Origin of the sequence: Streptomyces roseochromogenus subsp. oscitans DS 12.976, assembly GCF_000497445.1 — a bacterium.
Taxonomy (GTDB): domain Bacteria; phylum Actinomycetota; class Actinomycetes; order Streptomycetales; family Streptomycetaceae; genus Streptomyces; species Streptomyces oscitans.
Map to the genome: position 1 here is coordinate 84,301 of NZ_CM002285.1, position 26,216 is coordinate 110,516.

Annotated in this window: 25 protein-coding genes and 7 pseudogenes; 20 read left to right on the forward strand and 12 right to left on the reverse strand. The window is 67.1% G+C overall.

The window, feature by feature from the left end; genetic code table 11:
* The first annotated feature begins 40 nt into the window (after positions 1-40).
* Positions 41-595 carry a nucleotidyltransferase domain-containing protein gene (locus tag M878_RS51040; RefSeq protein ID WP_245237978.1) on the forward strand — a complete coding sequence of 185 codons (555 nt, stop codon included), beginning with the start codon at positions 41-43 and terminating at the stop codon, positions 593-595.
* Positions 596-848: 253 nt separating this feature from the next.
* Here the strand turns inward: M878_RS51040 and M878_RS51045 are convergent, their stop codons facing one another.
* The 6 genes and pseudogenes from M878_RS51045 to M878_RS98715 all read right to left on the reverse strand — a co-directional run bounded on the left by M878_RS51045 (position 849) and on the right by M878_RS98715 (position 5,398).
* The gene (locus M878_RS51045) at positions 849-2,288 is read right to left on the reverse strand and encodes a hypothetical protein (RefSeq protein WP_158692606.1); all 1,440 of its coding nucleotides are present in this window, start codon (positions 2,286-2,288) and stop codon (positions 849-851) included.
* A gap of 143 nt (positions 2,289-2,431) precedes the next feature.
* Positions 2,432-2,752, reverse strand: a pseudogene (locus M878_RS51050) (transposase); the annotation flags it as partial.
* Positions 2,743-3,885, reverse strand: a complete 1,143-nt coding sequence (locus tag M878_RS98700; RefSeq protein WP_023544132.1) for a Tn3 family transposase — start codon at positions 3,883-3,885, stop codon at positions 2,743-2,745. The gene M878_RS98700 and the pseudogene M878_RS51050, both read right to left, overlap by 10 nt.
* Before the next feature lie 51 nt (positions 3,886-3,936).
* Positions 3,937-4,203: a hypothetical protein gene (locus tag M878_RS98705; RefSeq protein ID WP_209445477.1), complete on the reverse strand. Its 267-nt coding sequence runs from the start codon at positions 4,201-4,203 to the stop codon at positions 3,937-3,939.
* Entirely contained in the window at positions 4,200-4,997 is a 798-nt protein-coding gene (locus tag M878_RS98710; RefSeq protein WP_023544134.1) for a hypothetical protein, read from the reverse strand. Before M878_RS98710 ends, M878_RS98705 begins: the two co-directional genes overlap by 4 nt.
* A complete protein-coding gene (locus M878_RS98715) occupies positions 4,943-5,398 on the reverse strand; it encodes a DUF4158 domain-containing protein (RefSeq protein ID WP_209445478.1) in 456 nt (151 codons plus the stop codon). Before M878_RS98715 ends, M878_RS98710 begins: the two co-directional genes overlap by 55 nt.
* Positions 5,399-6,387: 989 nt before the next feature.
* Between M878_RS98715 and M878_RS51060 the strand changes: the two genes are divergently transcribed.
* From M878_RS51060 to M878_RS000000101650, 7 genes and pseudogenes are all read left to right on the forward strand, one after another.
* Positions 6,388-6,630, forward strand: a complete 243-nt coding sequence (locus tag M878_RS51060) for a DUF3761 domain-containing protein (RefSeq protein WP_023544136.1) — start codon at positions 6,388-6,390, stop codon at positions 6,628-6,630.
* A gap of 1,273 nt (positions 6,631-7,903) precedes the next feature.
* Positions 7,904-8,089 (forward strand): hypothetical protein, encoded by a 186-nt coding sequence (locus tag M878_RS51065; protein ID WP_023544137.1) that lies wholly within the window; start codon positions 7,904-7,906, stop codon positions 8,087-8,089.
* Positions 8,090-8,106: 17 nt separating this feature from the next.
* Complete coding sequence (locus tag M878_RS51070) at positions 8,107-8,370, forward strand: hypothetical protein (protein WP_209445479.1); 264 nt, start codon at positions 8,107-8,109, stop codon at positions 8,368-8,370.
* Positions 8,371-8,690: 320 nt separating this feature from the next.
* Positions 8,691-9,209 (forward strand): annotated as a pseudogene (locus tag M878_RS46475) (GNAT family N-acetyltransferase); the annotation flags it as partial.
* Positions 9,191-9,487, forward strand: coding sequence for a helix-turn-helix domain-containing protein (locus M878_RS000000101645; RefSeq protein WP_245237979.1), 297 nt, complete (start codon positions 9,191-9,193; stop codon positions 9,485-9,487). The pseudogene M878_RS46475 and the gene M878_RS000000101645, both read left to right, overlap by 19 nt.
* A gap of 283 nt (positions 9,488-9,770) precedes the next feature.
* The gene (locus M878_RS51075; RefSeq protein WP_342452702.1) at positions 9,771-10,637 is read left to right on the forward strand and encodes a transposase family protein; all 867 of its coding nucleotides are present in this window, start codon (positions 9,771-9,773) and stop codon (positions 10,635-10,637) included.
* Positions 10,638-10,786: 149 nt separating this feature from the next.
* Positions 10,787-11,259, forward strand: a pseudogene (locus tag M878_RS000000101650) (transposase).
* 182 nt (positions 11,260-11,441) lie between these two features.
* Here M878_RS000000101650 and M878_RS51080 read toward each other — a convergent pair.
* Positions 11,442-12,263, reverse strand: a complete 822-nt coding sequence (locus M878_RS51080; protein WP_023544141.1) for a sulfotransferase domain-containing protein — start codon at positions 12,261-12,263, stop codon at positions 11,442-11,444.
* Between the two features lie 631 nt (positions 12,264-12,894).
* On the opposite strand from M878_RS51080, the gene M878_RS97205 reads away from it, so the two are divergent.
* The 5 genes and pseudogenes from M878_RS97205 to M878_RS93260 all read left to right on the forward strand — a co-directional run.
* Positions 12,895-14,283: a protein kinase domain-containing protein gene (locus tag M878_RS97205; RefSeq protein WP_280923679.1), complete on the forward strand. Its 1,389-nt coding sequence runs from the start codon at positions 12,895-12,897 to the stop codon at positions 14,281-14,283.
* A 388-nt stretch (positions 14,284-14,671) separates the two neighbouring features.
* Positions 14,672-14,980: pseudogene (locus tag M878_RS000000100955) on the forward strand (MFS transporter); the annotation flags it as partial.
* A 106-nt stretch (positions 14,981-15,086) separates the two neighbouring features.
* Entirely contained in the window at positions 15,087-15,698 is a 612-nt protein-coding gene (locus M878_RS000000100960; protein WP_023544144.1) for an efflux MFS transporter permease, read from the forward strand.
* A gap of 495 nt (positions 15,699-16,193) precedes the next feature.
* The gene (locus tag M878_RS46485) at positions 16,194-17,390 is read left to right on the forward strand and encodes an alkaline phosphatase family protein (RefSeq protein WP_023544146.1); all 1,197 of its coding nucleotides are present in this window, start codon (positions 16,194-16,196) and stop codon (positions 17,388-17,390) included.
* 88 nt (positions 17,391-17,478) lie between these two features.
* A pseudogene (locus M878_RS93260) lies at positions 17,479-17,800 on the forward strand (transposase); the annotation flags it as partial.
* Between the two features lie 36 nt (positions 17,801-17,836).
* Here M878_RS93260 and M878_RS98720 read toward each other — a convergent pair.
* Together M878_RS98720 and M878_RS98725 are read right to left on the reverse strand one after the other, a co-directional pair.
* On the reverse strand, positions 17,837-18,412 hold the full coding sequence (locus M878_RS98720) for an IS110 family transposase (RefSeq protein WP_023544148.1): 576 nt from the start codon (positions 18,410-18,412) through the stop codon (positions 17,837-17,839).
* Complete coding sequence (locus M878_RS98725) at positions 18,412-19,053, reverse strand: IS110 family transposase (RefSeq protein WP_023544149.1); 642 nt, start codon at positions 19,051-19,053, stop codon at positions 18,412-18,414. The genes M878_RS98720 and M878_RS98725 overlap by 1 nt, the downstream gene beginning before the upstream one ends.
* Positions 19,054-19,313: 260 nt before the next feature.
* Here M878_RS98725 and M878_RS95890 point away from each other — a divergent pair.
* Positions 19,314-19,463, forward strand: a pseudogene (locus M878_RS95890) (transposase); the annotation flags it as partial.
* 65 nt (positions 19,464-19,528) lie between these two features.
* Here the strand turns inward: M878_RS95890 and M878_RS51105 are convergent.
* The gene (locus M878_RS51105; protein WP_031223531.1) at positions 19,529-20,050 is read right to left on the reverse strand and encodes a P-loop nucleotide/nucleoside kinase family protein; all 522 of its coding nucleotides are present in this window, start codon (positions 20,048-20,050) and stop codon (positions 19,529-19,531) included.
* 49 nt (positions 20,051-20,099) lie between these two features.
* Here M878_RS51105 and M878_RS51115 point away from each other — a divergent pair.
* The 4 genes and pseudogenes from M878_RS51115 to M878_RS51125 form a co-directional block, all read left to right on the forward strand.
* Positions 20,100-20,785 (forward strand): annotated as a pseudogene (locus M878_RS51115) (transposase); the annotation flags it as partial.
* A gap of 187 nt (positions 20,786-20,972) precedes the next feature.
* Entirely contained in the window at positions 20,973-21,113 is a 141-nt protein-coding gene (locus M878_RS99235; protein WP_245237983.1) for a hypothetical protein, read from the forward strand.
* Positions 21,114-21,118: 5 nt separating this feature from the next.
* Complete coding sequence (locus M878_RS99240) at positions 21,119-21,262, forward strand: hypothetical protein (RefSeq protein ID WP_245237985.1); 144 nt, start codon at positions 21,119-21,121, stop codon at positions 21,260-21,262.
* Between the two features lie 75 nt (positions 21,263-21,337).
* Entirely contained in the window at positions 21,338-21,820 is a 483-nt protein-coding gene (locus tag M878_RS51125; RefSeq protein WP_023544156.1) for a hypothetical protein, read from the forward strand.
* A 203-nt stretch (positions 21,821-22,023) separates the two neighbouring features.
* Here M878_RS51125 and M878_RS51130 read toward each other — a convergent pair whose 3' ends face one another.
* The gene (locus M878_RS51130; protein WP_023544158.1) at positions 22,024-22,335 is read right to left on the reverse strand and encodes a hypothetical protein; all 312 of its coding nucleotides are present in this window, start codon (positions 22,333-22,335) and stop codon (positions 22,024-22,026) included.
* Positions 22,336-22,770: 435 nt separating this feature from the next.
* Positions 22,771-23,220 (reverse strand): NHL repeat-containing protein, encoded by a 450-nt coding sequence (locus M878_RS51135; protein ID WP_158692608.1) that lies wholly within the window; start codon positions 23,218-23,220, stop codon positions 22,771-22,773.
* Positions 23,221-23,394: 174 nt separating this feature from the next.
* Between M878_RS51135 and M878_RS000000100965 the strand changes: the two genes are divergently transcribed.
* Complete coding sequence (locus M878_RS000000100965) at positions 23,395-23,523, forward strand: hypothetical protein (protein WP_023544161.1); 129 nt, start codon at positions 23,395-23,397, stop codon at positions 23,521-23,523.
* Positions 23,524-24,021: 498 nt separating this feature from the next.
* Positions 24,022-25,359 carry a beta-ketoacyl-[acyl-carrier-protein] synthase family protein gene (locus M878_RS51140; RefSeq protein WP_425347884.1) on the forward strand — a complete coding sequence of 446 codons (1,338 nt, stop codon included), beginning with the start codon at positions 24,022-24,024 and terminating at the stop codon, positions 25,357-25,359.
* Positions 25,360-26,216 lie beyond the last annotated feature (857 nt).

Here is a 26,216-nt window from a genome sequence, read left to right on the forward strand (position 1 = left end):
TCGCCAGATGTGGGATCGGGCTGGCCTCTACCCTGATGCGGTGAGCGACTATTCGATGTCAGCCAAGGATGTAGTCGCGCTTGTGGAGCGGCTCGACGCCCACGGCGCAGATGCGTGTATTGGTGGCGGGTGGGGCGTGGATGCGCTGCTCGGGGAGCAGACGCGAGAACATTCCGACCTTGACGTATGGGCGCCGGCCGCACATCTTGAGCAGTTGTTCGTCGCGTTTGCTGAGGCTGGTGTCGACCGGATCTTCCCCTGGCCTGGTGACAGGCCGTGGAACTTCGTCTTGCACGACGGCGTTCGGTTGCGGGTCGACTTGCACCTCTACGAGCCGCTCGCGGACGGATCGCTGCACTACGGATCCGTGGTGGAGGGCGGTCCTTTTCCGGCTGAAGCACTCGCCGGACGTGGTTCGATTGCCGGGACTGCGGTTCGGTGCGAGTCGGCCGAGTGGGCGGTGCGCTGGCATACCGGCTATCCGGCTCGCGATGTCGATCGCCACGACGTGCCCTTGCTGTGCCAGCGGTTCGGGATCACCGTGCCTGAGGGCTTCGGGCCGCTTGAGGAGCACTCCCCAAGCGGCCCGGCGTAGACGCAAGGGGCTCCTTCTCGATCGGGGTCTGCTCGTGCCCGACGCGGGGAGGCTCAGTCTCAATCTGGGGGCTCCGCCAGCCTACGGCACGTTTCCAGCGTATTCCGGCTGCCCTCCCGGAACGCCGCCCCGGGCCGAGTAGCTCAGCGGGTAGAGCGGCGCTACCTGCGTGGCGGAGGTCGCGGGTTCGAACCCCGTCTCACGATCGCCGGACCGATCTTGATTTCGGGCATATCTTCATCTCGGCGAATCGTCAGGTCTTGCGCACGGCGCCGGTGAAGCCGGCGATGAACAGGGTGGCCAACGCCCACGCGGCCAGCTGCAGCACCCAGCCCGCGACGGTGAGGGTCTGCCCTGCATGGGTGCCGGTGGGGGCGCACAGGTCCTGCGCCCCCGTCTTGACCGCCGGCAGACCCAGATCCATACCCACGCCGACCCGCTCCACGATGCTGCAGGGCGTCGTGGGCTTGCTCGCGCGGGCGGTGTGCTCCAGGCCGCCGCCCGGCCCGCCGAGGACGACCGCCAGCGCGACCGAGCTGGCGAGGACGGCGAACAACAGCAGCAGCGCTCGCCAGGGTTGATAACCGAAGCCGAGGGCCAGCCCGGTGAATCGGGCCCAGGCCCGGTCACGCCGCCGAAGCCCGCCGCGGTCGATCTGGTCCCGCCGCTGCGCCATGAGAATGTCCCGCACCTCGCTGTCGTGACCGGCCGCCCGGTGGACGGCGGCCAACTGCTGGTACGGCTGAGCGGAGTAGCCGGGCGTGTGGTCACGCAACAGCTCCAGCCACCGGGACAACCCGACCGGCGCCGGCAGGTCCCCGTAGGTCAGCCCGTCGATGCCGACCAGGGCCCCCGTGGCCTGACCCGACCGGGTCACCCCGCTGGTGTCCAACCACAGCGAACCGACCGACACGCCGTTCAAGGCGAGCACGGAGTGTCCGGCGCCGGTTGCCCGAAACCCGGCCCGGAGGAACACGGCTCGGTCGACCCGCAGACCATCGGCATGCAGGGCGGGCCCGGACGTGTTCGACAGCCGCGCACCGTCGCATGCCAGCCGACCCAGATGGGCGTAGGCGAACCGGACCGTGCCCTGTTCGCCGACGCCGGTGGCCCGGAACCCGTCGCGGAGGAACACGCTGTGATCGACCCGCAGAAACTCGGCGTGCAGGGCGGGACCGGACGTGTTCGACAGCCGCGCACCGTCGCAATCCAGCAGACCGAGGTGGGCGCCGAGGAACCGGACCGCGCCGGAAGGTGTGTCGGCGTTGGCAACCGCTCCGCGCATCGTCATCACCGGCGCGGTGAAGCGTGCGGCGTCAACCGGTGGGTCGTGCGAACCCGCGGGGTGCCCGAAACAGGAACCGTCCAGCACGAGGCCGGGCAGCTGGCTGTCACACAGGTTCAGACCGTCGGGGACGAAGCAGTCGACCAGCTCAACCCGCAGATCGCTGGTGATGTTCGCCAGGTCGACGCGGCCGGTGATGCGCGCCCCGCGCAGCCGCAGCCCGTGCGGGTCCGCCTCGATGTCCCGACGGCCGCGGACCAAGTCACGGATCAACGCCGCCGAGACGGTGTGGGCGCCGTCCCAGGACCGCATCGCGGCCTCGTCGACCGGCCCGTCACCGGCAAGGTCCAGCATCTCGCCGTCGCGGACCGCGTCGAGCAGGCTCTGCTCCAACCAATCGACTGCCACCCGAGCATGCTGGCCTGCCCCACCGCACGACGGCAAGCACGCCGACACGAGGCACCGTCGAGCCCGCTGGGTCGACTTCAGGCAGCTTCTGGCATCACGTAGCCGTGGGGGACGTCGCGGCGTTCGGCGGGACGGTTCTTGCGGCGGCTGAGCCGTCGTGTCATCAACGTGATCGCCGCCCAGGTGATCAGCGACTCGCTCATCTCGGGCAGGCGTTCGTAGTCGCGGCAGTGGCGGCGGGCTCTCATGATCCACGACCAGGACCGTTCCACCACCCACCTGCGCGGGAGCACGACGAAGCCCTTGGCCTCCGGCGGGCGCCGCACCGTCTTGGTGGTGATGTCGAGGTACTTCTTCGCCCAGGGCACCAGACCGTTCTTGGCGTAGGCGGTGTCGGCCCAGACGATGGCGATCTCCGGGTGCAGCAGGGCCAGACGGAACAGCAACTGCCCCGCTACCGCTTTGCCGTCATGGGCTGCCCAACGTCGTCGGCCGCGCGGCGCGGGCGGGGCAGGGTGGCGAACAGCGGGAGTTCGAGCCGGGAGTCCATGTCGAGGCGGAAGGTGCCGTACGGGTTGATGTTCGACCAGAACAAGGCGGTCAGCCCGCGCCGGTCCTCGTCAATGAGCTTCTTCGCCCAGGCCGGTTCGGCGAGGACCTGCTGAAGCAGCAAGGTGTTGACGTGCACGAGCGCGGACTGGAGCAGGTGCAGCGCGAGCATCGACGTCTCGGCGTGCTCCTTGTCCGGCCCGGTCAGGGCGCCGTCCTTGCCGTAGTGGAGCACGGTGTTCGCCGAGTTCCAGTTCTCCACGACCTGGAGCCCGCCGTGGATCTCCCGGCGCAGGTCGGGGCTGGCCAGATAGTCGCAGGCGAAGATCGTACGGACCGCACGGCCGAGTTCTTCGAGCGCGGCGTAGGTGGGGTGCTTCGGTCCGCCGCGGGTGAAGCGCCGCAGCACCTGCTCGGCCTCCGCTGTCCCCAGCCGCGGCGCGGTGGCGTACTTGACCATCTGGTCGTACTGCTGGGCGATCAGGTCCCACTTGATGGCCCGGGTCGTCAGCGAGCCGCCGAGCGCCGGCCAGCCGGGCGGGGAGTCGTCGGGCCGGTACAGGCGGATGCTGCCGATGTTCTTCAGCCGGGGCAGCAGACGGAAGTTCAGCAGCTCGGTGAAGGCGAACCCGACCACGGAGGCGCCGTGCGTGTCGACGTAGTTGGACTCGATCTCGGCGTCCGTGCAGCGCCGCAGCAGGCCCTCGATCATCGCCGCGACCTCGGACGACGAACAGTTCTTGAGCTGGGAGTAGATGCAGACGTTCTTCTTCTCGATGTGCCAGTACACCATCACGCCGTTGCCGCCGTAGCGGGCGTGGTACTCGGTCATGAAGTTCGACGACCAGGACCCGAACTTCTTCGAGTCAGAGGCGCAGGCGGTGCCCTGCCCCCACCAGGCGGTATCCCGGGCGGCGAAGGTGGAGTTGACCAGCTTGCGCACGGCGGCCCGCAGGTTGTCGACGGTGATGAAGTGCCGGCGCAGGTGCCGCAGCGCCGCCTCGCTCTCGCCGTGCTCGCCGGTCGCCACGATCGCGCTGATCCCCATGTTCGTGCCCAGCGCGAACAGAGCGAGCAGCAGGCGGCGCTGGAGGACGGCTCAGTCGATGCGCTCGTAGGCGGCGACCGAGGCGAACTCGTCGGTGAAGCCGGTGAGGAAGTCGGCGTTCTTCAGCACGTCCAGCAGATCGAGCACGCCCCAGCGACGTACGACCTCGTCCTTGAGCGCCTGGAGGACGGTGGGCTCGTCCAGCTTCTCCAGCCTCGGAACCTTGATCCACGGTTCTCCGTGCCGCGTGGTGACCTTCACCCCGCCCGCCGAGCCGTCCGTGAGCGCCCCGGACAGCCGGTCGAGGGCATCGGTCATCCGCCGCTTGAGGTCGGTGATGAACGCCTCGGGGTCCGTGGGCTGGCGGATCGCCGCGTAGTGCACGGTGCGGGTGGCCTCGAAGTTGCCGGGCAGGTCGTCCTCCGGGTTGCGCCAGCGCAGGCTGCCCTCGATGTAGATCTCGCGGCGGCGGATCGCGTCCCGCAGTGCGACCAGGACGCACACTCGTACGGGATCTGCTTGACCTTGCCCTTGTCGTCGACGACGGCCTCGCGCCAGTCTTTGCGTACGACGCCGTCCATCGGCACCACGTCGCCAGCGTCGTAGAAGCGCATCTTGCCGTCGACGTCGGCGTACTTCTCCAGCAGCGCGAGCGCGTCCATCACCGGCCGGTAGGCGGTGTTGTTGCACCTGAAGCCCAACGTCCGCAGCGGCGGCAGCATCTGTCGGAAGTAGTTGCTGTACGACGAGCGCAGCGTGGTGCGGACCTTGGCCTTGAAGACCTTCTGGTTCGCCTTCGCCTCGGCGACCAGATCGCGCAGCGTCTTCTCCCCGACGACCGGATACAGAGCCGTGCGCACGATCTCGTCCGGCTTGCGGATCGCCGCGTCCGCCAGCCTGAAGAGGATGCCCTCCTTGCCGCGGACCTTCTTCAACTCCGCCGTGAGCTGCCTCTCCACCCGCCGCTCGGCGCGAGCGTTGATCTTCTGCACCAAGGCGATCAGCAGGTCCCCCAGGGCATCGGTGATCTCCGCCTGCCGGGATGAGCACAGAGCCGCTAGCAGAGTGATCCACACGTCCTCGGCGGTGTCGCGGAAGTCCGCGGGGTACATCTTGATCGCCCGCGCCCGCCATGCGGCCAGAGCTTCTCCGAGCAGTCCGTGAACAGTCCCTCGGGCAGCCCGAGTCTGCGCACATCGTTCACCTTGGTGATCTCCGTCAGCAGGGAGTCCAGGCCGACCGCGCCCGGGTCGCTCTTGAACAGCGCCAGCAGCGCGGCGCCGTTCTCGTTGCCGTCGGCCGCCACCGGCACCTCTACCAGCCCGGCGACGTACTTCCCCGCGGGCTGCGGAACCTCCTCCAGAAGGCCCGGGAACCGGCCCTCCAGCTCGAAGAACTTCAGCAGCAGACTGAAGCCGCGTCGCCCCGCTCTTGTTCGCCACCAGCTCCCAGTCGCCGTCCACCAGCGTCCAGCTCGCCGACAGCTCTTCCGGCGACTACTCTTGCCGCACACCCGCCCCTTCCCTCGCCTGCCCCGGGCTTCACTCGGACGGCCCAACGAGACGCCCGAGAGCGAGGAAACGGGCCATCTGACTATCCGAAAGCTACCCGCCGGTTACTTTGCCCCTGGGGACAGAGCTGGGAGTCCGGGGCCTGGTCATGCAGACCGACGGCAACCCTGTGATGTACCGTCGGCGGGACCGCGCCGCCATCTGGTCGAGCCGTACATACGGCGACCCGGGCGCCTACGCCGAGATGCAGACGGACGGAAACCTCGTCGTCTATAAACCCACCGGCGGCCCGGCAAGGGCGGCGCCCTGTGGGCCAGCGGCACCACACAACCGCACGATGACCAGGCCCTGACCCCTGCCACGCGCGACAGAGGGCCGCGCACACGGCGGCTCCGTCAAGGCACGGCCGACACGCCCCGCTGAGCTCGACGACAGACACACACCGCAGTTGTGCCAGGGCAACCCGACGGCACCGAGCCAGCCCGGAGGTCGACGTCCCTGCCGGCTACGTGTGACGTCCAGTCCGCTACGGCCAAAGGGGTAAATCCCTGTTCAGGGGCTGGCCTGTGAGCGCAACCGGCGCGGCCGGTGCCCGTTGGCCTGCATGGACGAACTTCTCGATCCCGGATTCGCTGTGCCGGAGTTGCGCGATTCGCGTCTGCCGCTGTTCACTCTTACCGAAGGCACATCAGCTGACGGACGCCCTATGGCACTTCGGCACGGTGGACTACGACTGGGGTGCCCAGGCCCGCCACTTCGCCGCCGAACTCGCAGCCCATGTCCCCTCACGCGACGCCTGGCTATCGGGCGGCCCTGCTCTCCGAGGAGACGAGTCACGACAGCTCCGGCCGTTCCGCACGGCTTCCGCGGCCCGCCGCCGCGTCCAGAAAAGCAAAACGTCACGTAAGCGGTTGAAGCCCGTATAGAGTCCCCTTGCATTTGCTCAAACTCAAAGGGGGGTCCTTTGCGCGCTCGACTTACCGTCTCAGCCGTGGCTGTCGCCCTGGCCGGCGTCTACTTCAGCGCACCGGCCGCGTCCGCGGCGACGCTGCCGTCGACCAACACCGCTCACCGCTGCATCCAGCACACCACCGGCGTGTGCGGCTGGACACACCATCAAAAGCCCAAGGACAAGTACGAGACCGCGAAGTGTATGGATGCCTCGCTGTCCTACTCGCGGCACTCGCAGGGCACCTGCTCCCACCACCACGGCGTCCGCTACTGGTTCAAGTAGCCCGCCACACACCGCAGGTCGCCTCCTCCGCACCCTGAGAAGGCGACCTGCGCGCTGTCGACCCGGCTATGAGCCGGCGCCACAAGTCGTCAAGTCGGTGACGGTGTCCGCCACGATGGTCACGGTCGCCGCCACGGTGATCGCCGTGGCGGTCGTGGTCACGACCCCAGGAGACGGCGTCGACGAAACGGCCACAGCCGTTGCGCGGAGTCGCGGTGACGCCGTCGTTCTCCCACACCTTGCGCCGCCGATCCTGGTACAGGTCGGTGCGGTTGTCCCGGCCCATCCCAGTACGGACCTGAACCGTGGCACGGCTCTCCAGCCACACGTGGCGGAAGGTGTACGTGCGCCAACGATGTGTTCCATGAGAAGGCGCGTCGCCTGACCAGGCCACGCCGGCGTGGAGGTGCGCCCCATAGTTCCGGTCGTTCTCGGCGTAGTGCCGTGGATGGCTTCGAGGCTGACGGCGACGACGAGTTCGGCGAGTTGGGCGTGCGCGCGGTAGCGGCAGCTCGGCTCGACGTGCTCCCCGCCTCGAGCCCTTGAACGATGTCCCGCAGTGTCGAGGGCATCGATTCCACCTGCCTGCTTCGGATCCGTCGGAGCTGGTCTCCCTGGCTTGGAAAGGCGTCTCCCCCTGTCAAGGCACCAGACTTGCTGGGTCCCTCGCCCCGTGACAGGAAGCGTGTCAAAGATCACGGGGACGCTTCACCTGTCGGTTACCCGCCAGCGGGAGACACTCCCAGATCCCCGAGGGCAGATCGCCCAACGCGCCAGTAGGAAGTGGCCAGTTCATCCATCCCGCGAACCAAGTGCTCCCCAGCCGCACTCCTTAACGCGACCGGTCCGATGGTAAGAACTGATTAACAGTCAGATGATGGGAGGCTGTAACGTCGGGTCACCCAGGGGCAGGGCTAGTCGATTTCTCAACTCCGAAGCTCCTGGCTCTAACTAACCCCCCCCATCAGAAAGACCTGTGCTCATGAAGCGCCGAACGATAACCGCTCTGGGATCGGTTGGATTGACTGCGACCGTTCTGATGTCGACCCCTGCAGTGGCCGAGGAATCACCTCAGCCGGGGAGTTTCAAGCTTGCCGCTACTGGTGGCGCGAGCTGTATCGCAACGCCGCAGAACCCTCACCGGTCCTCGGGGCAGCCCGATGGGCGCATTCTTTTCAAGACCCGCGTTACCTGTCAGAGTACCTACCCGTCGGTTACCGTACACATCAATGGCAGGCTGGAATTGGGGCCCCGCGTGGGGCCGAGGCAGGTCATGACGACCTCCAGCCAGACTCAGGTGATCAAGAGCGGGAAGACCGCGACGTTTTACACGCCGCTCGAAGGTGGAAAGCAGGTGCGCAAGGCGGGCACCTACACTGGCGTCATCAATGGCCAGATCACAGCTCCGAAGCCTGGCAACATCGACACCGGCCTCAGCCAGACGATCTACGTGAAGTAGATCTCTATAATAAATCCATGCATATTTGTCCGGTAGACCCCAGGGATATCACTTGGGAGCAGGACCGTGCCGTGTATCGCGTGTACTTCTGGGACACAACCAGTAACCACTCGCACGAATACCAGGTGTCAGAAGCCGACATTGACGAAGTGCTGGTCTGGGCGCGACGTGAAGCGGATGCGCACGGATGGTCCTACACCATCTATGTGAAAGTCAGCGACGAGGGGCAGCCGGGGCTAGTGCGGCTGTGTGGTGTGATGGGCGACCCCTTTGCGGTTTGAGCAAGCAAGAGACGAGGCCGTTTCCGGCTCTTAGCCTAAGTCTCCATGTGCCACTCTCCTCCTCCCTTATACAGGTGGGCGGTGTCAGTTGTTTCCAGCGACTGGCACCGCCCACCTCCTGCTTCGCCTTGCCCTGAGTATGGCAGGGCGGCCGCTAGAGATCTTTAACGAATGCGGGTTACGTCGGGTCGTGACGGGATGCTGTCCCAGCCGGGTCATGTAGGCCGTGATGATCTGCACAGCGGGTTGGCATGGACGAGCACCGTAGGGTTCGGCATAACCGATCGACACCCTGATCTTGATCGGGTTGGCTGGGTTGCATGCCAGAGCTGCGTACCGATCGTCTTCTGCTCCGCCGGTGGCGGGAGTCCGACCTCGAACCGTGGGCGGCTATGAACGCCGATCCTGAAGTCCGAGAACACCTGGGGGAACTGCTGACGCGGGAGCAAAGCGATGCCGCGGTGGCACTCATGCAGGCCGAGTTTGACGAGCGAGGTTTTGGGTGGTGGGCGCTCGAAGCGCGGGAGACTGGTGAGTTCATCGGCCGGGCCGGCTTGGACGAGGTGGGCGAGGACATGCCGTTCGCGGGGGTGGATATCGGCTGGCGGTTGATGCGTTCGGCGTGGGGGCACGGTTACGCCACCGAGGCCGCCCTGGCCTGCCTGGGTTTCGGCTTCGAGGCCCTCGGGCTGCCGGAAGTGGTGGCCTCGACGACCGTCCACAACCTTCGTTCCCAGGCAGTGATGCTCCGGATCGGCATGACCCGGGATCCGGCCGACGACTTCGAGGATCCGAGCGTGCCCGAGGGCCCGCTTCGCCAGTGTGTGCTGTACCGGATCCCCGGCAGAGATGCTCACGGCCTGCACCACGCGGCTGGGGCGCGACCCGTGATGCCTGTCGTGGGCCGCGCTGTGCCGGGAGAGCGAGGTATCCCGATGGCGGTGGAATCACGGCCGAGGGACGGGCTCGGCGTGCGCAAGTCCGGCTCGCAGCCGCTGACCTGATCGAAGCCGGGGCCAATGACCGGGAGGTGGCCCGACGGTTCAGGGTGACCCGGATGTCGGCGAACCGCTGGCGGCGGGCGCCTCCGGATGAAATGACCAGTGCTGGACGCTGACCCGGATCGCCGAGATCACGCGCCGCCGGTTCGGTGCCGAGTACACCCTGGCCGGGCTGCTGCTGCACCGCATCGCTGGAGCGTGCGGGTGCCCTCCCGCCAGGCCACTCAGCGGGACGAGGCGAAGATCGCCGCTCGGAAGGGCGCGCAGTGGCCCGTCATAAAAAGAGGGCGGCGGACTTGGGCGCCTGGCTGTGCTTCGAGGGCGAAGCACAGCCAGGGCCTGAGGCCGCCCAAGGGCCGCACCTGGGGCCGCACCTGGGGCCGCCTGGGCCATACCCCGGTGGTGCGGGTCACCGCCGCAGGCGCCAAACGTGTCTCGACGGCGGCGCTGATCTGCACCAAAGCTGGCCACCGCCCACAGCTGATCTACCGCGTCCACCTCGACCGGGACCCCGCCAAAGGCCGGCGCAAGGGCTTCACCGAGACCGACTACGCCCGCCTGCTGGATGCCGCACACCAGCAGCTCGGCGCACCGACAGGTGACGGCACGCTGCGGGGCCAGCCGTGGTCCTTGCCCCTGGCCAAGCGGGTCCTGATGGTCGCCCTGTACTACCGCACGAACCTGACCATGCGGCAACCGGGCCCGCTGTTCAGCTTCTCCTCCTCCACGGTGTGCCGGGTGATCCAGCGGCTGGGACAGCTGCCGGCACGGGAACCGGTCTCCCGCCCGGCTGATACCCCGGAACGGGTGTGGACCGTGGACGGCACACTCATCCCGGTCCACGACCGCGGTATGGGCGCCTCCTCCCGCAACTACCGGTTCTCGGCACATGTACAGGCCATCATGGACGCAGAGACACGACTGGTGATCGCCGCGACCCGACCGGTACCGGGCACCACGACGGACGCACACGCCTGGCATGCCTCTGGACTCAGCGAGCACCGCCAAGGAGTGACGGTGCCCGCGGACGGTGCCTACCTCAACTACGGAACACCGGTGCCACACCACAAACGGCCTGGGCAGCCCCTGCCGAAGGGCGAGGAAGAGGACAACGCCGAGCACCGCAAGGTCCACGCCCACGTGGAACACGTCATCGCCCGGATGAAGAACTACAAGATCCTCCGGGACTGCCGCCAGCTCGGCGACGGTCTCCATCACACGGTCCAGGCCCTTGCCCACACGCACAACCTCGCCCTCCCTCCATGATCAGGCAACCCCGCTCACGGCCTCAGACCTGCCCGAGTGCAACCTCGTACAACACCCTTTAAAGCGTGTTCCTTATCGTCGGGAGGCGGCCTTCCTCGTGATCCTGAACTTTGCGATGAGATCGAGGAGTTCACAAGGAAGGCCGTGGGATGAGTGCGCTGGTGCGTGCCAGCGAACGGGATGCGTTCGCGGAACTGTCATGCTTTCGGACGGCTTTCTACCGGTGTCTGACCCCGCGAGCGGATGCGTTCTTCGACCTTTCCGACGCGCTGCTGTGCGCGGACGGGCCGACCCGGACGCCGGTGGAGTTGTCGCTGCTCGTCGAGCACCAGCGCGGCTACGGTTGTCTGTACGGGGCTTTGAACCACGGTCGTCTTCACGCCGATGCCTTGCGTGACCTGCTGATATCGCTGTCGTTGCCACGGTTCGGCGGGCGATCGTGCTCACCGTGGACGTCTCCCCGTGGCTGCGTTCGGACGCGGCCTGCTCGCCGGAGCGGCTGTTCGGCCACGTCCACGGCCGTTCCAAAGCTGCCGCGCAGATCATCCCGGGCTGGCCGTACTCGTTCGCTGACTCACCTGGGAAGTGCCTCCGACAGGCACGGGAACAAGGACCTCGATGATCCTTTTTCCCGCTGGTCAGACACACTTTTAGCTTCACTGATTACCTGCCGGAATGTCAGCTCCGTGAAAGCGCGAGGCTAAGACCAGGGTCTTGAAAACCGCATGGCGGCGATGCCGCCGTGGGTTCATCTGCGTGAGAGCCGCGTTGACCTACGCATTCCGGGTGGGCCTTTGCTCCGGATTACGACGGAGGGCAGACCGGGCCATCGGCAGCGAGAGCTGCCGATCGCCACTGCGGTGCGAGGTACTGGCACACGAGGCTATGCACGTATCTGGTCTGTTCGCTGGTGAGGTAGTCGCGAAACCCGCCGACGACGCCGCGCCGGGTCTTGTAGGACTCCGGATCACCGGGCGTCGAGGGCCTCAGCCGCCAGGTGCCCAGTGCGTCGGATTCCTCCATGGAGTGCATCGAGGTGAAGCTGGCGAACTCCACAGCCTGGCCTAGCACTTCGTCAACGGTCGGTAGTCCGCAGAAGCTCAGCACTCGTCCCAGTTCACCATGAGTGTCGGCGGTCAACTGTTCGTAGGACGTGAGGAGGAATGAGCCGGGTACGTCCTGGTGGGCATGCCAAATGTTCCAGAAGGCCAAGCAGGTCTTGACGCTGCCCTCTTCCTCTGTCAGATATTCGTCGAGCCCGCCGGTGAAGGGATTTCCGTCCCTCAGGGTCCGCTGGAAGTAGTGAGAGACTGCAACGTCCCGGATATCACGAAGCAGGAAGACCACCTTGCGGTTGCGGTAGTAGCTCTTGTCTCGGGACAGTTCAGACGGCTTGCGCCATTCGACGCGGTCGTCGTGACGGAAGACGATACGAGGAATAGACGGGGTGATGTTGCTGAAATCGGACAAGTTAAGGTCCTGGCAGACGCCCATGGGGATTCCGTGGGCGACCGAGATGGCCTTGGCCATCATGACCCGCAACCACGTCCGGCCGCACTTGGGGAAGGAGATGACATACACGTCACCTTCGGCGTCGTCACCCGTTGGCGATTTGGTAGTGGACATACGGAATCCTTCCGCCCGGACGAGTGCGCGAAACCCACCTTCTGGACAGTCGATGCCAGCCCGGCTGTCCCGTCAGGTGGGCGCCGACTTCCACACTCCGGTGTGGTGGTGTGGTTCAACCGGTCCCGGAGCAGGCCGATCCCCGGGGCCCTTTCAAGGCGTCCAGACGACACAGGCTCTTCGCCGACTGGGGCCGCTGAAAGCCAATGCCGGAGCCATTGAGCAACGTCAGGGCCATCTTGACTGCCGGACCGCGGTCAGGAGGGGGGACCTCAACTTCATTGAGAGGCTGGGGTCGCAGCGCGCGGCTCGGTGGCGTGTGTAGCGGGCCGGGCCTCTCCCGGACCGCGGCATCGAGTACATGCCTGGCACGACCAACTGCTGAAGAGCATGCCGCATAGCCACCAGCGCGCCGTGCCTGAAACTGTGCGCCCCGAATGTGGTGTGTGTGTGTGTGTTTGAGGCGCGCTTGTTCACGGCTCGAGTTACTCATCGGCGACCTGGGGGACGAACCTGCCGTCAACGCATTCCCTCAGCTGACTGGCTGGTGCGATCAGTTGGGTGGCAGCAGATGCAGGGGGCCATCTGCGGCCAGTCCCCGTTTCCCAACGGATGGGCTCTCACGGCTGCGATGCAGGTGCACCGGGAGCACAGTCGGGAACCGTATGCGGCCACCCGCGTGAGATCACAGAGATCTCACAAAGTCCGCCCCTACCGTCCCGGTGGGAACCGGCAGCAAGGGGGGAGCGTAGTGGATCACGCGCGTTGTTTGGGTGGGCGCTATCGCCTGGAACGGGTCCTGGGTCAAGGGGGGATGGGCGAGGTGTGGCTGGCGCATGATCTGCTGCTGTTCCGCCCGGTCGCCGTGAAGACGCTAAGGCCCGAGCTGGCGGCCAGTGCCGAGCACTGGGCACGCTTCCGTCGTGAGGCTGTCTCGGCCGCCCTGCTGGGACACCCATCCATAGTTGCCGTCTACGACGCCGGCGAGGACATGGGGGACGACGGATCGGTGCCGTATCTCGTGATGGAGTACGTCACGGGCACCACGTTGCTGCAACTCGTGCGCGACGATCGGATCACCGGGTCCGAGCACGCCCTGGAACTGACGGCCGGCGTGCTGGAGGCGCTTGAGCACGCCCACGACCACGGTATTGTCCACCGGGACATCAAGCCGGCGAACACCATGCTCTCCCACGAGGGCACGGTGAAGGTGATGGACTTCGGCATCGCCCGGTCGGTGAATCTGACCGGTACGACCCTGACCCGTACCTCGGCGGTTATGGGCACAGCCGAGTACCTTTCGCCGGAACAGGCCCGGGGCGAGCAGGTGGACCACCGCACGGACCTGTACTCGGCCGGCTGTCTGCTGTACGAGCTGCTCACCGGCCGCCCTCCATTCACCGGCGACACACCGCTGGCCGTGGTCATGAAGCACCTCTCGGATCCTCCGGTGCCCCCCTCCACCCACGCTCCAGGGCTCCCCGCCGTCTACGACACCCTGGTGCTGCGTGCCCTGTCCAAGGATCCCGCGGACCGGTACCAGACCGCCGAAGAGATGCACGACGCCATCAGGGAGACACTCACAGGCCCTGTCACAGCAGTCACCTCGCCACTGGCTCCACCGCCGGCGCTCCAGCATGCTCGGCTGCTGCCGCTTCGAGGAGCTTCCCTTCGAGGAGCTTCACGCAAGCCGCGCTCCATGCGCCGGCGGCGCATCCGCTTGCTCCTTCAAGCGACCACGGCACTGCTGGTGACCGGACTTGCCACCTACATGATCACCGGATGGCATGCCGCTTCCCGGACTCCAGCCGCGATGCCCTCACTGATCGGCAAGACGATGGCTGAAGCCCGGTCGAACGCCCAGGCTGCGGGGTTTCGCATACAGCGCGTGCGGCAGCGGGCGTGCCCTCAGCCCGGCACACCCGCAGGCCGAGTGTGCAATCAGGAACCCGCACCCGGGCGCCAGGTACCACGGCACACCATCATTCGGGTCACCTTGTCTCCCGGCGCCCCTCGGTAGTACCCCAATCCCTCAACGGCAAGCGGCCGGCGTGCCTGGCGGCCACCCCGAACGCTGCACACCACTTCGGGCCGCACGCACCTGCCCGCTCAAAACACCGGCCGACAGAGCCGACACCAGTTTCGTGGAGTCCAAGAGGGCAGCGGCAAGGCCCGTAAGCAGGGCCACCACTGAGGATTCCATGTTAGGTAGAGGCTCATAGTGCGGCGAACGTGAACTGCATCTGGAAAAGGCGTTTGCCACGCCGAGAAGATGCCGCCTTGTTGCGTACGACAGTTGCGGGAAGGCACGGCGCTGTTGAGGCACCCGACTCGTCAGGCTGGGACGGGCTGGAGACGAGGAACCTGGTTCCGGCGGCCTGCTGCTTGCCGGACGGTTCGGCGACCTCATCGGGCGCAAGCGCGTCTTCACCGCCTGCCTGGGCCTCTTCTCGGCCGCCTCCCTGCTGTGCGGCGTGTCCCAGAACCCGGCGATGCTGCTCGCCTCCCGGTTCGTCCGGGGCATCGGCGGTGCGGTGACCTCCGCCGTCACTCTCGGCACGGTCGTGACCCTGTTCCCGCAGCCGAAGGAGCGGGCCAAAGCCATCGGCGTCTACAGCTTCGTCCAGTCCGCCGACGGCTCGCTCGGCCTTCTCGCCGGCGGCGCCCTGACGCGGCCCATCAGCTGGCACTGGATCTCTTTCGTCAACGTCCCGATCGGCATCATGGCCATGCTGTCGGCCTGGCGCGTACTCACACCCGAGCAGGGTGTCGGCCTCGGCGAGGGGACCGACGCCGTGGGCACGCCTGGTCACCTCCACACTGATGCTCGGCGTCTACACGATCGTCGAGACCACCGACCATCGCTGGGCTTCGGCACACACGCGGAGCTTCGGCGCCGTGGCACTCGTCCTGATCCTGGCATTCGTCGCCCGCCAGACGAAGGCGACCCACCCACTCCTGCCGCTCCGTGTGTTCCGCTCACGCAACGTCTCGGGGGCGATGGGTATCCAGGCCCTCATCGTGACCGGGATCTTCGGCTTCCAGTTCCTGTGCGTCGTCTACCTGCAGAAGGCGCTCGGTCTCGACGAGATACACACCGGCCTCGGCATCTTCCCGGTCTCGGTCGCGATCGGCGCCCTGTCCCTCGGCCTCTCGCCCGAGCTGATCGCGCGCTTCGGTCCCCGTGCCGTACTCCTTCCAGTCCTCTCGCTGATCGCGGCAGGTCTCGCGGCGCTCGGCCGCGTACCGGCGGGCGGCAGCTGTGCCGTGGACGTCCTGCCCGCGCTGCTGCCGCTCGGCTTCGGCTTCGGCCTCGCGTTCTTCAGCACCCTCGCCACCTCGCACACGGACACCCTGCTGGCCGACGGGGCAAGCAACGCCTCAGCACTCACATCAGCAGGCTATCGATCCGCTCCGCTTGGCCCTCAGGCGTGAAGAAGTCGGCTGGCTGGACCCGGTTCCCACGGCCGGTAAGCCTCGACGTCCCGCACCCGGTGCGCGGCGATCGGGGCCGCGTCGGCGGGCTTGATCAAGCGGATCCTGGTGCTGCTGCGCATAGGCTGATCCTCGTCGCGGTGCGTGGGATGAGATTGCCGGCCTAGGCGAGCCGCATGAGCCGCCACTGAATCGTCAGGCGCCCCGTCCTTTCCCGCCCAGTCGAGATCGCACCTGCGCAGCGCACAACGGTCTGGCCCGACGCTGCATTCTGAAACGATCAGTAAGTCCGCGGCGCCGCCGCGGTCGAGCCGCCCGCCAGACGGTGAGCAGGGCGATCCTGCGCCTTGTAAACAAGCAAGTCAGTAGTGACTGAAGGGTTGTTGACGGATCGCAGGGAGAAATTCAGCCAACGGTCGAGTGCGTGCGGAGGCACCGAACCGCCAGTTCCATCACCGTGCTGGGTGCCCCCCACCGAACTGGAGGAGGTTGCACATGCATCTGCACCGACGACTGGCCAGAAGGCTGCTGACCTTGGTGGCCACGCTGCTCCTCACCCTGGCGCCGGCAATATCCGATGGCGCTGCGTCCGCGCAGGCGGCTGGGGCCGTTCCGGCGTTCGACCACGTCTTCACCATCCTGATGGAGAACCATTCGTACAACGAGATCGTCGGCAACAGCCAGGCGCCGTACATCAACTCGCTGGTCAGCAAGTACGGCATCGCGTCGAACTACTTCGCGGTCGGCCATCCGAGTCTTCCGAACTACCTGGAACTGACTGGTGGTTCGAACTTCGGCATCACCACCGACTGCAATCCCTCGCAGTGCACGGTGAACCAGCCGAACATCGCGGCGGACAGGATCACCCCGGCCGGCAAGACCTGGAAAGCATACGAGGAATCGATGCCGGCACCCTGCACGCTGTCCGACTCGGGCGAGTATGCGGTACGGCACAACCCATTCGTCTACTACACCGACATTCAGACCACGTCGCAGTGCAACAACGACGTGCCGTACACCCAGCTCGCCACCGACCTCGGCTCGACGGCCACCACACCGAACTACGCGTTCATCACTCCGAACCTGATCGACGACATGCACGACGGCACGATTACCCAAGGCGACACCTGGCTGTCGCAGAACGTGCCGACCATCCTCAACTCCCCCGCCTTCACCAGCCAGAACTCGGTGCTCAACATCGTGTGGGACGAGGACGACGGCACCCAGAACAATCAGGTGGCGTCGATCGTCATCAGCAAGTCGACCACGGCCGGCTACCACTCGACCAACCCGTACAACCACTTCTCCTGGCTGGCCACGATCGAGTCTGCATGGGGTCTCGCTCCGCTGACCAGCAACGACGGTGGCGCTACCACGATGTCGGACTTCTTCGCGCCGCAGGTCGGCCAGACCCTGCCCGGTGCCCCGACCAACGTGACCGCCACCGCCGGTGCGCGGAAGGCGACCGTCACCTGGACAGCGCCGGCCGACAACGGAGGCTGCTCGATCACGCAGTACCAGGTCGCCGGTTCCCCCGGAGGTAGCGCGACGGTCAGCGGCACCCAGACCAGTGCCACCGTCACCGGCCTCACTCCCGGAACCAGTTACACCTTCACCGTATCGGCCACCAACTGCGTAGGCACCGGCCCCGCCTCATCCCCGTCCAACCCGGTCGTCCCGACCAAGCACTGACTCGGCCGGGCGCCTCCGAGCGCGAACTCGCTCAGGGGCGCCCGGACTTGGGGACACGGGCAACAACGCGGGTACCTTCCACTTGAGCATGGTCCTGTCGCTGTCCGCGCGTGGTCTGACACACGGTGACATCTCCGCCCACCTGGCCGAGGTCTACGGCGCGAGCGTGTCCAAGCAGACCATCTCGACCATCACCGACAAGGTCATTGACGGGATGGCCGAGTGGCTGAACCGGCCACTGGACCCGGTCTCCAGGTTCTGACCGAGATCAAGAATCGGAGTGTCGAGGGCGTGTGTATATTCGTCTGCGACGGGCTTAATGGCCTGCCCGATCCCATATCGGCAGTCTGGCCCCGGACGCTCACCCAGACTTGTGTCGTCACCTGATCCGAGCGTCGTTCCGTTACGCGGGCTGCCACGGATGAAATCGGCAAGCCGCGGCAGGTTTACGTGGTGTTCTTCTGAGCTGTGGCGGGGCCGCATGGCTGCCGGTGGGCCGTCATCACCGCGTAGGCGCGCTCCTGTTGCTCGGCGATCTCCCGCTCATGGCGGCGCAGGGTCTTGTCGTTGTACTCGTAACCCAGACCGCGGCGGGCGACGCGACGCTCGGCGCCGGCCTGCAGCTGAAGCTTGGGCCGTTTGAAGGCCACCAACCTGGGCCGGGCGAAGGCATAGTCCTGGCCCTTGGTGACCAAGTGCCAGCATAGGGTGGTCATTTTGTGGCCGGTGGCGACGATCGCGACCTGGATCCCACGCCGGGCCTTGACGCGCTGGTAGAACGCGCGCAAAGGGCCCGGGGAGCGAGGTGCCACCCACGCCGCCTCGACCAGCATGCCCCTGACTTGGGACCGGCCGGTCTTGGTGATCCGGCCGGTGGCGGCCGGCAGCCCGCCGGACTGGCGCACGCGTGGATTGAGTCCGAAGTAGGCGACCAGCTTGTCGGCGGAGCGGAAGCGCGCGAAGTCGCCGACCGCCGCGGTGACCGACTGAGCGACGTTGACGTCGACACCGGGGATCGTCATCAGCCGACGGATGTCCGGACCATCCAGGGCCTCGACGGCGACTCGTCGGTCCAGCTCGGCCAGTTCTGTCCCGTGGAAGTCCAGCTGTCGCAGCAGCGCGTCGACCGCCTCGCGCTCGTCGTCCGGCAGCGCGAGGCGCTGCAGCCAGGCACGGCCACGAGTGCCGAAGGCGTCGCCGACCGGGGCCGGGGCATCAGATTGCGGTGCAGGATCGACTGGACCTGGTTCTTGATCCGGGTGCGCTGCCGGACCACGTGCAAGCGTCGCGCAATCAGCCGTCGCCGGCGGCTCGTGCGCTCGTCGGGCAGCCACACCGGGGGCAGGAAGTCCGCCGCCAGGAGCTGGGCGAGGATGCGTGCATCGACCTTGTCGGTCTTGACCTTGGCTTCCGCGATCGCCCTGGTCTTGTGCGGGTTCGACACCACGACCCTCGCCACCTTGGGACGCAGCAGCAGCGCAATCGCCTCTGAGTTGCCGGTGGCTTCCAGGGCCACCTCGTCGTCCTCGCGCAGCGTCGCGGCCCAGGCCCGCAGTTCCTCCGGGCGGCAGCCGATCTGCCCGGCATCCCGGAGGAGGCTGTCCTCGACCATCGCTATCTGGGCGAAGTCGCGATGAATATCCATTCCGATCTTGCGGCCCATGGCCGCCTCCCTCTGCTCCCTCTCACACGGCTGGCGACCAGCTGGGCGAAACGACACCTACGGATCCGCGCTCGCAGCGCATCCTGGCAGGTCGCAGGGGCGGCCAACTACTAACTCGGGCGCACAGCCCATCGTTCAACACCGGCCTGCCCATGCTGAATCCCCGGGTGCCCCTGGCCCGGACGGTCGCACCGTACGGCGACGAAAGCTTCCCGTCACACCAGTACCAGAACGGGCCTCCACCGATGTTCATACCGGGTACCAACGCGATCGAGTCGGTCAACGCTCGCATACGAAAAGCCGCCCGAACCCGTGCGCATTTCCCGAACGAGGCCGCAGCCCTGAAATGCGTCTACATGGCCATCATGAGCCTGGACCCCACGGGCCAGAGTTACACCGCTGGCTGGACAGACCCACTTAGCGGAAAGCCGTTCCCCGTTGCCACCCGCGGCTGTTTTCACGTGGCGGGCGAACCTCAACTCTTGACGGCCTCCGCGATCCGCAGGGCGGCCTGGGCGGGCGTGAGGTGTGTGGTGTCGACGACCTCGGCCTCGTCGTGCAGCCACGTGCGAGCCGCCTCGGCGTAGGGCTCAAGGTATTTGAGACGGAATGGGGAGGGGCCAAGAACAGTGTCCCCCTCGATGCGCCCGCGGAGAGTGGCCTCGTCAGCATGGAGGACGAAGTGCCTCACCGCGATGCCATGTTGGGCGAGACCCATGCTGATCTCGCGCCAGTACTGCTCAACCAGGACAGTCATGGGCATCACCAGAGCACCGCCGGTGTAGTCGAGTACGCGGCGGGCGGTCTCGACGACGAGCGGCCGCCACGGCGGCCAGTGCTGGAAGTTGTCCGTCTCGGGCAGCCCCGGCGTGATGTCCATGAGCGTCTCGCCGACCTTCTCGGCGTCGAACACCCGTGAATCCGGGATCAGTTGCTGCACGAGTGCACTGGTCGTTGTCTTGCCTGCGCCGTGGGTGCCATTGATCCATACGATCACGGGCCCCGATGCTAGCGCCATACGGGCCGCAGGAACGGGCACAGCAGAGCGGCAGATGGGCTTTTCGGTCCAGGTGCCGGTGCGGCGGGCTGCCGAACGCGACGAGGAGGCCGTGGCCACGTGGACCAAGGAGACGTGGCCACGGGTGGAAAGACGGTGAGGGACCAGGACGCCTGGCTGTGTTTCGCGGACGAGGCAGGGCAGCTGCTGCGCCCGCCGAAGGCATGCACCTGGTCCCGCCGTGGCCGTCCGCCGCTGGTCCGGGTCCGGGCGTCCGGCTCGGGCCGCATCTCTCTGGCAGGCCTGGTCTGCCGCAAGGCCGATCAGCGCACCCGGCTGGTCTTTCGGATGCTGGTCCACCACGGTCGCAAAGGTGAGAAGAAGGGTTTCAGGGAGCGGGACTTCGCCGCGTTACTGGATGCCGCGCACCAGCAGCTCGGCGGCAACATCGTGTTGGTGTGGGACAACTACAGCCACCACGTCGATGCGGCCATGCGCGAGCTGATCGGGAAACGGCCATGGCTGACGGTCTTCCGCTTCCCCACCTACAGCCCCGATCTCAACCAGGCCTAGGGCGTGTGGGCCCATCTGAAGAAGAGCCTGGGCAACCTCGCCCCATGCAGCATCGATGACCTGGCCGACCTGGTCCGCACTCGCCTGAAACGGATGCAGTACCGGCCCGACCTGCTCGACGGGTTCATCGCCGAGACAAAACTGATCACGAAGCCGCCATGACGTCACCCCAAACCGAAAACCTCAGTACAGGCCCGGGGCCGGGCCGCGTCGGCATCTCACCCGGCGCGATACCGACACCTGGCTGCCCCAGACCGCGCCTGGGCGACGGTCCTGGACACGCGGCGGGTAGGCGGAAGTTGTGTCCCTCCAAGTTGTGTCCCTCCAGAGGGGGCACAACGCGTCTGGCATGAGCCGGGCCGTGGTGAACACGGCGCTACGGCACCTGGACCTGGCGCAGTTGGTGAAGAAGCAGCGGGCCGGTGTCTACCAGATCAACCCGATGCTTGCGCCGTACGCGCCTCGCCCGAGGACGCGATCGCCGCGGTGAAGGCCATGCCTGCTGAACAGCGGCTGAACTCCGACGGGTTCGTGGAGCGGCACCGGCAGGCTGCCCTGGCGTACCAGGACCAGCTCGCTGAGAAGCGCAAGGCCGAGGAGAAGGCTCTCCGCCGGCAAGTGCTCGAGGCCGTCTCCTGACTCAGCCTCCCGCTCATCCCCTCCGAGCGCAGCAGACGGCGGCGGACTGTCTGTGCCACCTGCTTCACTGTGCAAATGGCCCTGGACCACGCCGTCAACCCCCTGTCCAGCAGCGCCGAGCTCACAAAGGCCGAGGCGGTGGGCGCCTTGGTGCGCATCGTGCGCGACGACGCCGCCCATCGGCAGCGGATCCTCTTCGCGCTCGAAACCGTCACCGTGAGCCACCGCGGCCGGCCAAGTTACCGCTCCGAACCGGTCCTGACGGCCCGCACCGTGCTGTGGGCGTTCAACCCGAAGTGCGCGGTTCGCTCCATCGCCTCCATCGAGGGGACCGCGGCCGCACTGCTGGCCGCGTCGGTCGCGACCGGCTACACACTCGGCAGCAACAGCCTCACCAGGGTCTTGATCAGCGCGGCGGTCGGGGGTGCTGTGGCGGCCGCCAGTCCCCCCCCCGCTTCTGGAAACCGTACCTTGGGGCCTGGGCGTTCCTCCCCGAACAGACGCGCTGGGCCCGCGCCATCGCGGTCATCATCCTCGCAGTGTTCATCGGGAAAATGACCCGGCCCGTTCCCGGCTCCCCTGCCAACATCCTGCTGTTCGGCGCGGACGCTCACCTGGCCGGTTGGCTGCTGTGGCTGCGGCAGCCCCGCACCGCCCAACGCCGGTAGTACGGTGGCCAACCCGATGTGGGACGTACTCGCACTGGCGCCGCTCATCCGTCAACGGGCGCGAGCCCTGCGGGTTGTGGCCTTTGATCTATGTTATCCGTTTGACGTGCCGGCTGTCGTCGGCAGGGAGATGGCGGTCGGTATGGGGAGTGAGATGCAACTGTCGGTGCTCGCCTTCCTTGTATCGATGTAGGGGTTGACGCCTGACATCGCGATAAGCACCGGCTCGGCGACGGTCTCGAGGAAGTCATCTGTACTTGAATGTGACCTTTTCGCGTCGGTGATCCTGCTGGCAACCTCGCCGAACCAGACTTCCTTGACCGGGAAGTCAGGAGAGATCTCGACGTCCGCCGGGAGGCCTTTCCGACCGTTGGTCGGCAGGACGCGGACAACCTTACGGGGCATTTGATCTCCTCGGTTCGAGGTCGGTGTCTTGCCGATACCCAAATCCCGGCAGCCGCCCCACTCGGCACATGCGCGCCCATACGTGGCGTGTCGACCATCCCAGGTGGCATCCGTCAGGTCGCCGGGTCGACGTGGGAGGTGTAGTGCGCTGGCGCGTGACCCTTGCTGTCAGGAGCTGTGACCCTGGCGGTGGCTTTGCCCGGGTGAGGCTCGCAACGAGTTCAGAGGCTGTGGCGAGGCCCCTTGTCGTCCGTGCGGGCCTCGGCGGCACGGCCGGGCTTCGGGTTCACCGTGTACATCGGCCCGGTTCCGGCGTCGCCCTCGAACCGGATACGGGCATCGGGGACAAGCTTGCCATTGGTGTCACGGGCCTCCACCTGGAGTCGCTGGCCGAAGGGCCGGCCCGGCCGGGCGTGTCCGTTGTTGAGATGGCCGTTAGCCGGAGAGAGTCTTGACGGGACGAGACTTTGACGGGGGCACAGCGGCCCGGACCACCAGGAGTACGCGATGTTCCTGCAGGTCGGCGATGAGTAGATTGCCGGCGTGGTCGCTGGACAGTCCGGTGATGAGGTGGAGCTGGGCAAACGTGGCGAGCCCGCCGTCTCCCGCACTGCCCGGGGTGCCGTTGCCCGCCACCGTGCTGATTGTCCCGTCTGGGGTGACCATGCGCACAGGTCGGTTCGCGGTGTCGGCGATGTAGAGTTTTCCGGCGCCGTCACCGGCCAGCTTGCCCAGTGCGTTCAGTTCCGCTTCGACGGCCTTGCCGCCATCGGCTGCGAACCAGGTCTTTCCGGTGCCCGCCACGGTGGCGGCGACGCCGTGCGCGACCTTGCCGACCCTGTGACCTTCGTCCTCGGAGGTGAAGAGGTTCCCCGCCTGGTCCAAGACGGGCCCGGCCGACCCGCAGCGCCTGTAGTTGGCCAACCTCGGCGATGCGGGTGTTGGGCAAGTCCCGGACGTATGGACAGGGTGCACCTTCGCGGAGCGTGTCTGACTGATCACACGGCTCGTTGATGGGTCGACGGGCGCATCGAGCGCCCCATCACGAGAGGACGCACCATGAGCGACAGGCACCCCGAGGACCTGGATCCGGACGACGACGCGGGCCCCAACGAGGTCGGCGACCCCGACGCTCCTGTCGACGACGCCGACCCAGAGGACGCGCCTGACGACCCCTGGCACCGCTGAGCGAAACGGCGGCGGCCCCTGCGCGACCCCGACGCGGTCGACCTCGACGATGACGGAGCAGAGGACTGATCCGGGCGCCAGGCAGGGGCCGTCACACTCCCCGCCCGGAGCGTTCGGGGCGGCCTCTGCTGCTGCCGCACCGGGGGGAAGAGCAGCGGCCCGGGCCAGACGCTGTGAACCTCAGCGAGTCAGACGGAGGTTCCACCCGGTGTTTTCCCAGTCGTTTCCGCGTACGAGCGCGCGGGTGTATGTCTCGCGAGCCGGGTGTGAGGCGGTTTCCCAGGCACTCTGTCAGTCGCGCAGGACGGCCAGGGACAGGGAGTCGGGCCGGGCGGTCAGCGCATCACGCGGATCGGGGGAGAGAGCCGGCTCCGGTCCGCCGCCGGCTCGATACCGCCGGGCTCGGTGCTCTCTCCGTAAATACGGGCAAATTTACGATCAAGGTACTTGTTCGCCTATGGTCGCAGTCGATCTGATGCAGAACCCGAGAGAGACGCAGTGGCGGACATCACAAACCTCGTAATCCCCCCTTCGCCTGCCAGTGCAGAGCCTCCCTCGGGAAGCCGGCGTCGTGTCGTCGTCACCGGTGTCGGGGCCATCACTCCGCTGGGCGGTGATGTGGCCGGCACGTGGCAGGGGCTGCTGGAAGGCCGGTGCGGAGTCCGGCAGCTTCACGACGAGGAGTTCGCCGGGCTTCCTGTGCAAATCGCCGCTCCCGTTGCCGTCGAGCCGGCGGACCTGCTGTCGCGCCGTGAGATGCGGACCATGAGCCGCTGCGCGCAGTTCGCGGTGCTCGCGGCCCGCGAGGCATGGGCCGATGCCGGATTCGCTGCAGAGGACATCCGGAGCGAGGCGCTTGCGGCCGGGAGGGTCGGGGTGTCCATGGGCACGATCATCGGTGGTGCCCCGGTGCTCGTCGCGGCAGACCACACCCTCTCGGCACGCGGCGCGCGGTTCGTCTCCCCGCACACGGCCCCGATGGTGGTGCCGAACAGCGCAGCCGCTCAGGTAGCCGTCGACCTCGGTGCACGCGGGGAGGCGCGGACCGTGGTGTCCGCCTGCGCCTCGGGGACGGAGGCGATCGGGCAGGCCATCGACCGGATCAGGGACGGCCACGTGGACATCGTCCTCGCGGGCGGCGCGGAAGCGGTCATCACGCCGTCGGTGATGGCGTCCTTCACCGCCATGCGGGCCCTGTCCCCCGGCGCTGAGGGGCCTGAGGCGGCATCGAGGCCCTTCGACAAGGCGCGCGACGGATTCGTCCTCGGCGAAGGCGCGGGAGTTGTGGTACTCGAGGCGGAGGAACACGCCCGCGCCCGCGGTGCCCGGATCTATGGCGAGGCCGCCGGCTGGGGCCTGTCAGCCGACGCCCATCACATGGTCGCCCCACGGCCCGACGGAGCGGGCATCGTCGATGCCCTGCACAAGGCCCTGGCTGATGCCATGGCGCGCCCGCATGACGTAGCACACGTCAACGCGCATGCCACCGCAACCCCAGCCGGTGACGCCGCCGAGGCCCTCGCCCTGCGGGAGGTGTTCGGAGCCGACGCGAACATACCGGTCACGGCGCCCAAGGGCGCCTTGGGACACCTCCAAGGCGCCGCCGGCGCAGTGGAGGCGGTCGCCACGGTCCTGACTCTGCACCACCGGCTGATCCCGCCGACGATCGGCTGCGACAACCCGGACGAGGGCATTGACCTCGACATCGTCTCCGGCGCGCCGCGCCCCCTGCCGGAGAAGGGGGATCTGGTGCTCAGCAACTCCTACGGATTCGGCGGCCACAACGCCGTCCTCGTCTTCCGCCGCTACACCGACGCGCACAGCCAGGCCGGCTGAGCTTCGCCTCCTTCACACGAAGAGCCCCGCGGCCTGGCCGCCGGGCTGCCTCTCCGCCGCTCTCTGAAGGAAAAGACGTCTCCACCAGCATTAGTGAAGTGCTCCTCTCTCACTGCATGAAAGAGGAACTGTCCGCCGCGCGGACTAAAAGATGCTGGAATCGGGCCGTGGTTGGCCAGGAAGTCGCGCACTCTCGGCCGTTCTCGACGCAGTGAATGGCCCGAAGGACCAGCGCCTTCGTTGCGCTGTCCCCAGAACCCCGCCATCCCGCAATTGAGCGTGCCCTCCTGCACGGGGAAGCCTTATCCCGCGCTCGTGGTGGACCACACCTGTGCGCGTGGTGGACTGCAACCGGTTCTTCGCCGACCAGATGCCGGAATGCGCTGCTCCCGGGGCAAGCCTCCTGCGATGGATCTTGCACCAGGAGGCGGCCCGGCACCGCGTGGCGAACTGGGAGGACGGCGCAGCCGCCCACACCGCTGCCTTGCGAGACGCAATGACCGGCCGATCCCGAGGACCCAGACCTGCAATCCCTGCGCGCGGCCCTCCCCTCGGGGCTGCGGGAGACGGCCTGCCCCGATGCCGGCCAACCAGACGGACAGGGCCTCATCAGGCGCACAGCACAGGGCCCTACGTCATCTGGGACTGCAGCGTCATGGTCCCCGCCGACCGCCCGGACCTGCTCACCGTGGACTTGCTCCCCCCACACCTTGCCCCAGTGCCGACTGCCCAAGTACAGCAACCGGCGACCACATGTGAGGGAGCACTCCTGGCCGGCATCGCCCGGTGCCGTGCCTGCAACCTCGACCTCACCGCCAACGGTGACCACTACCAGTGCCCTGACAACTGCGTGACCA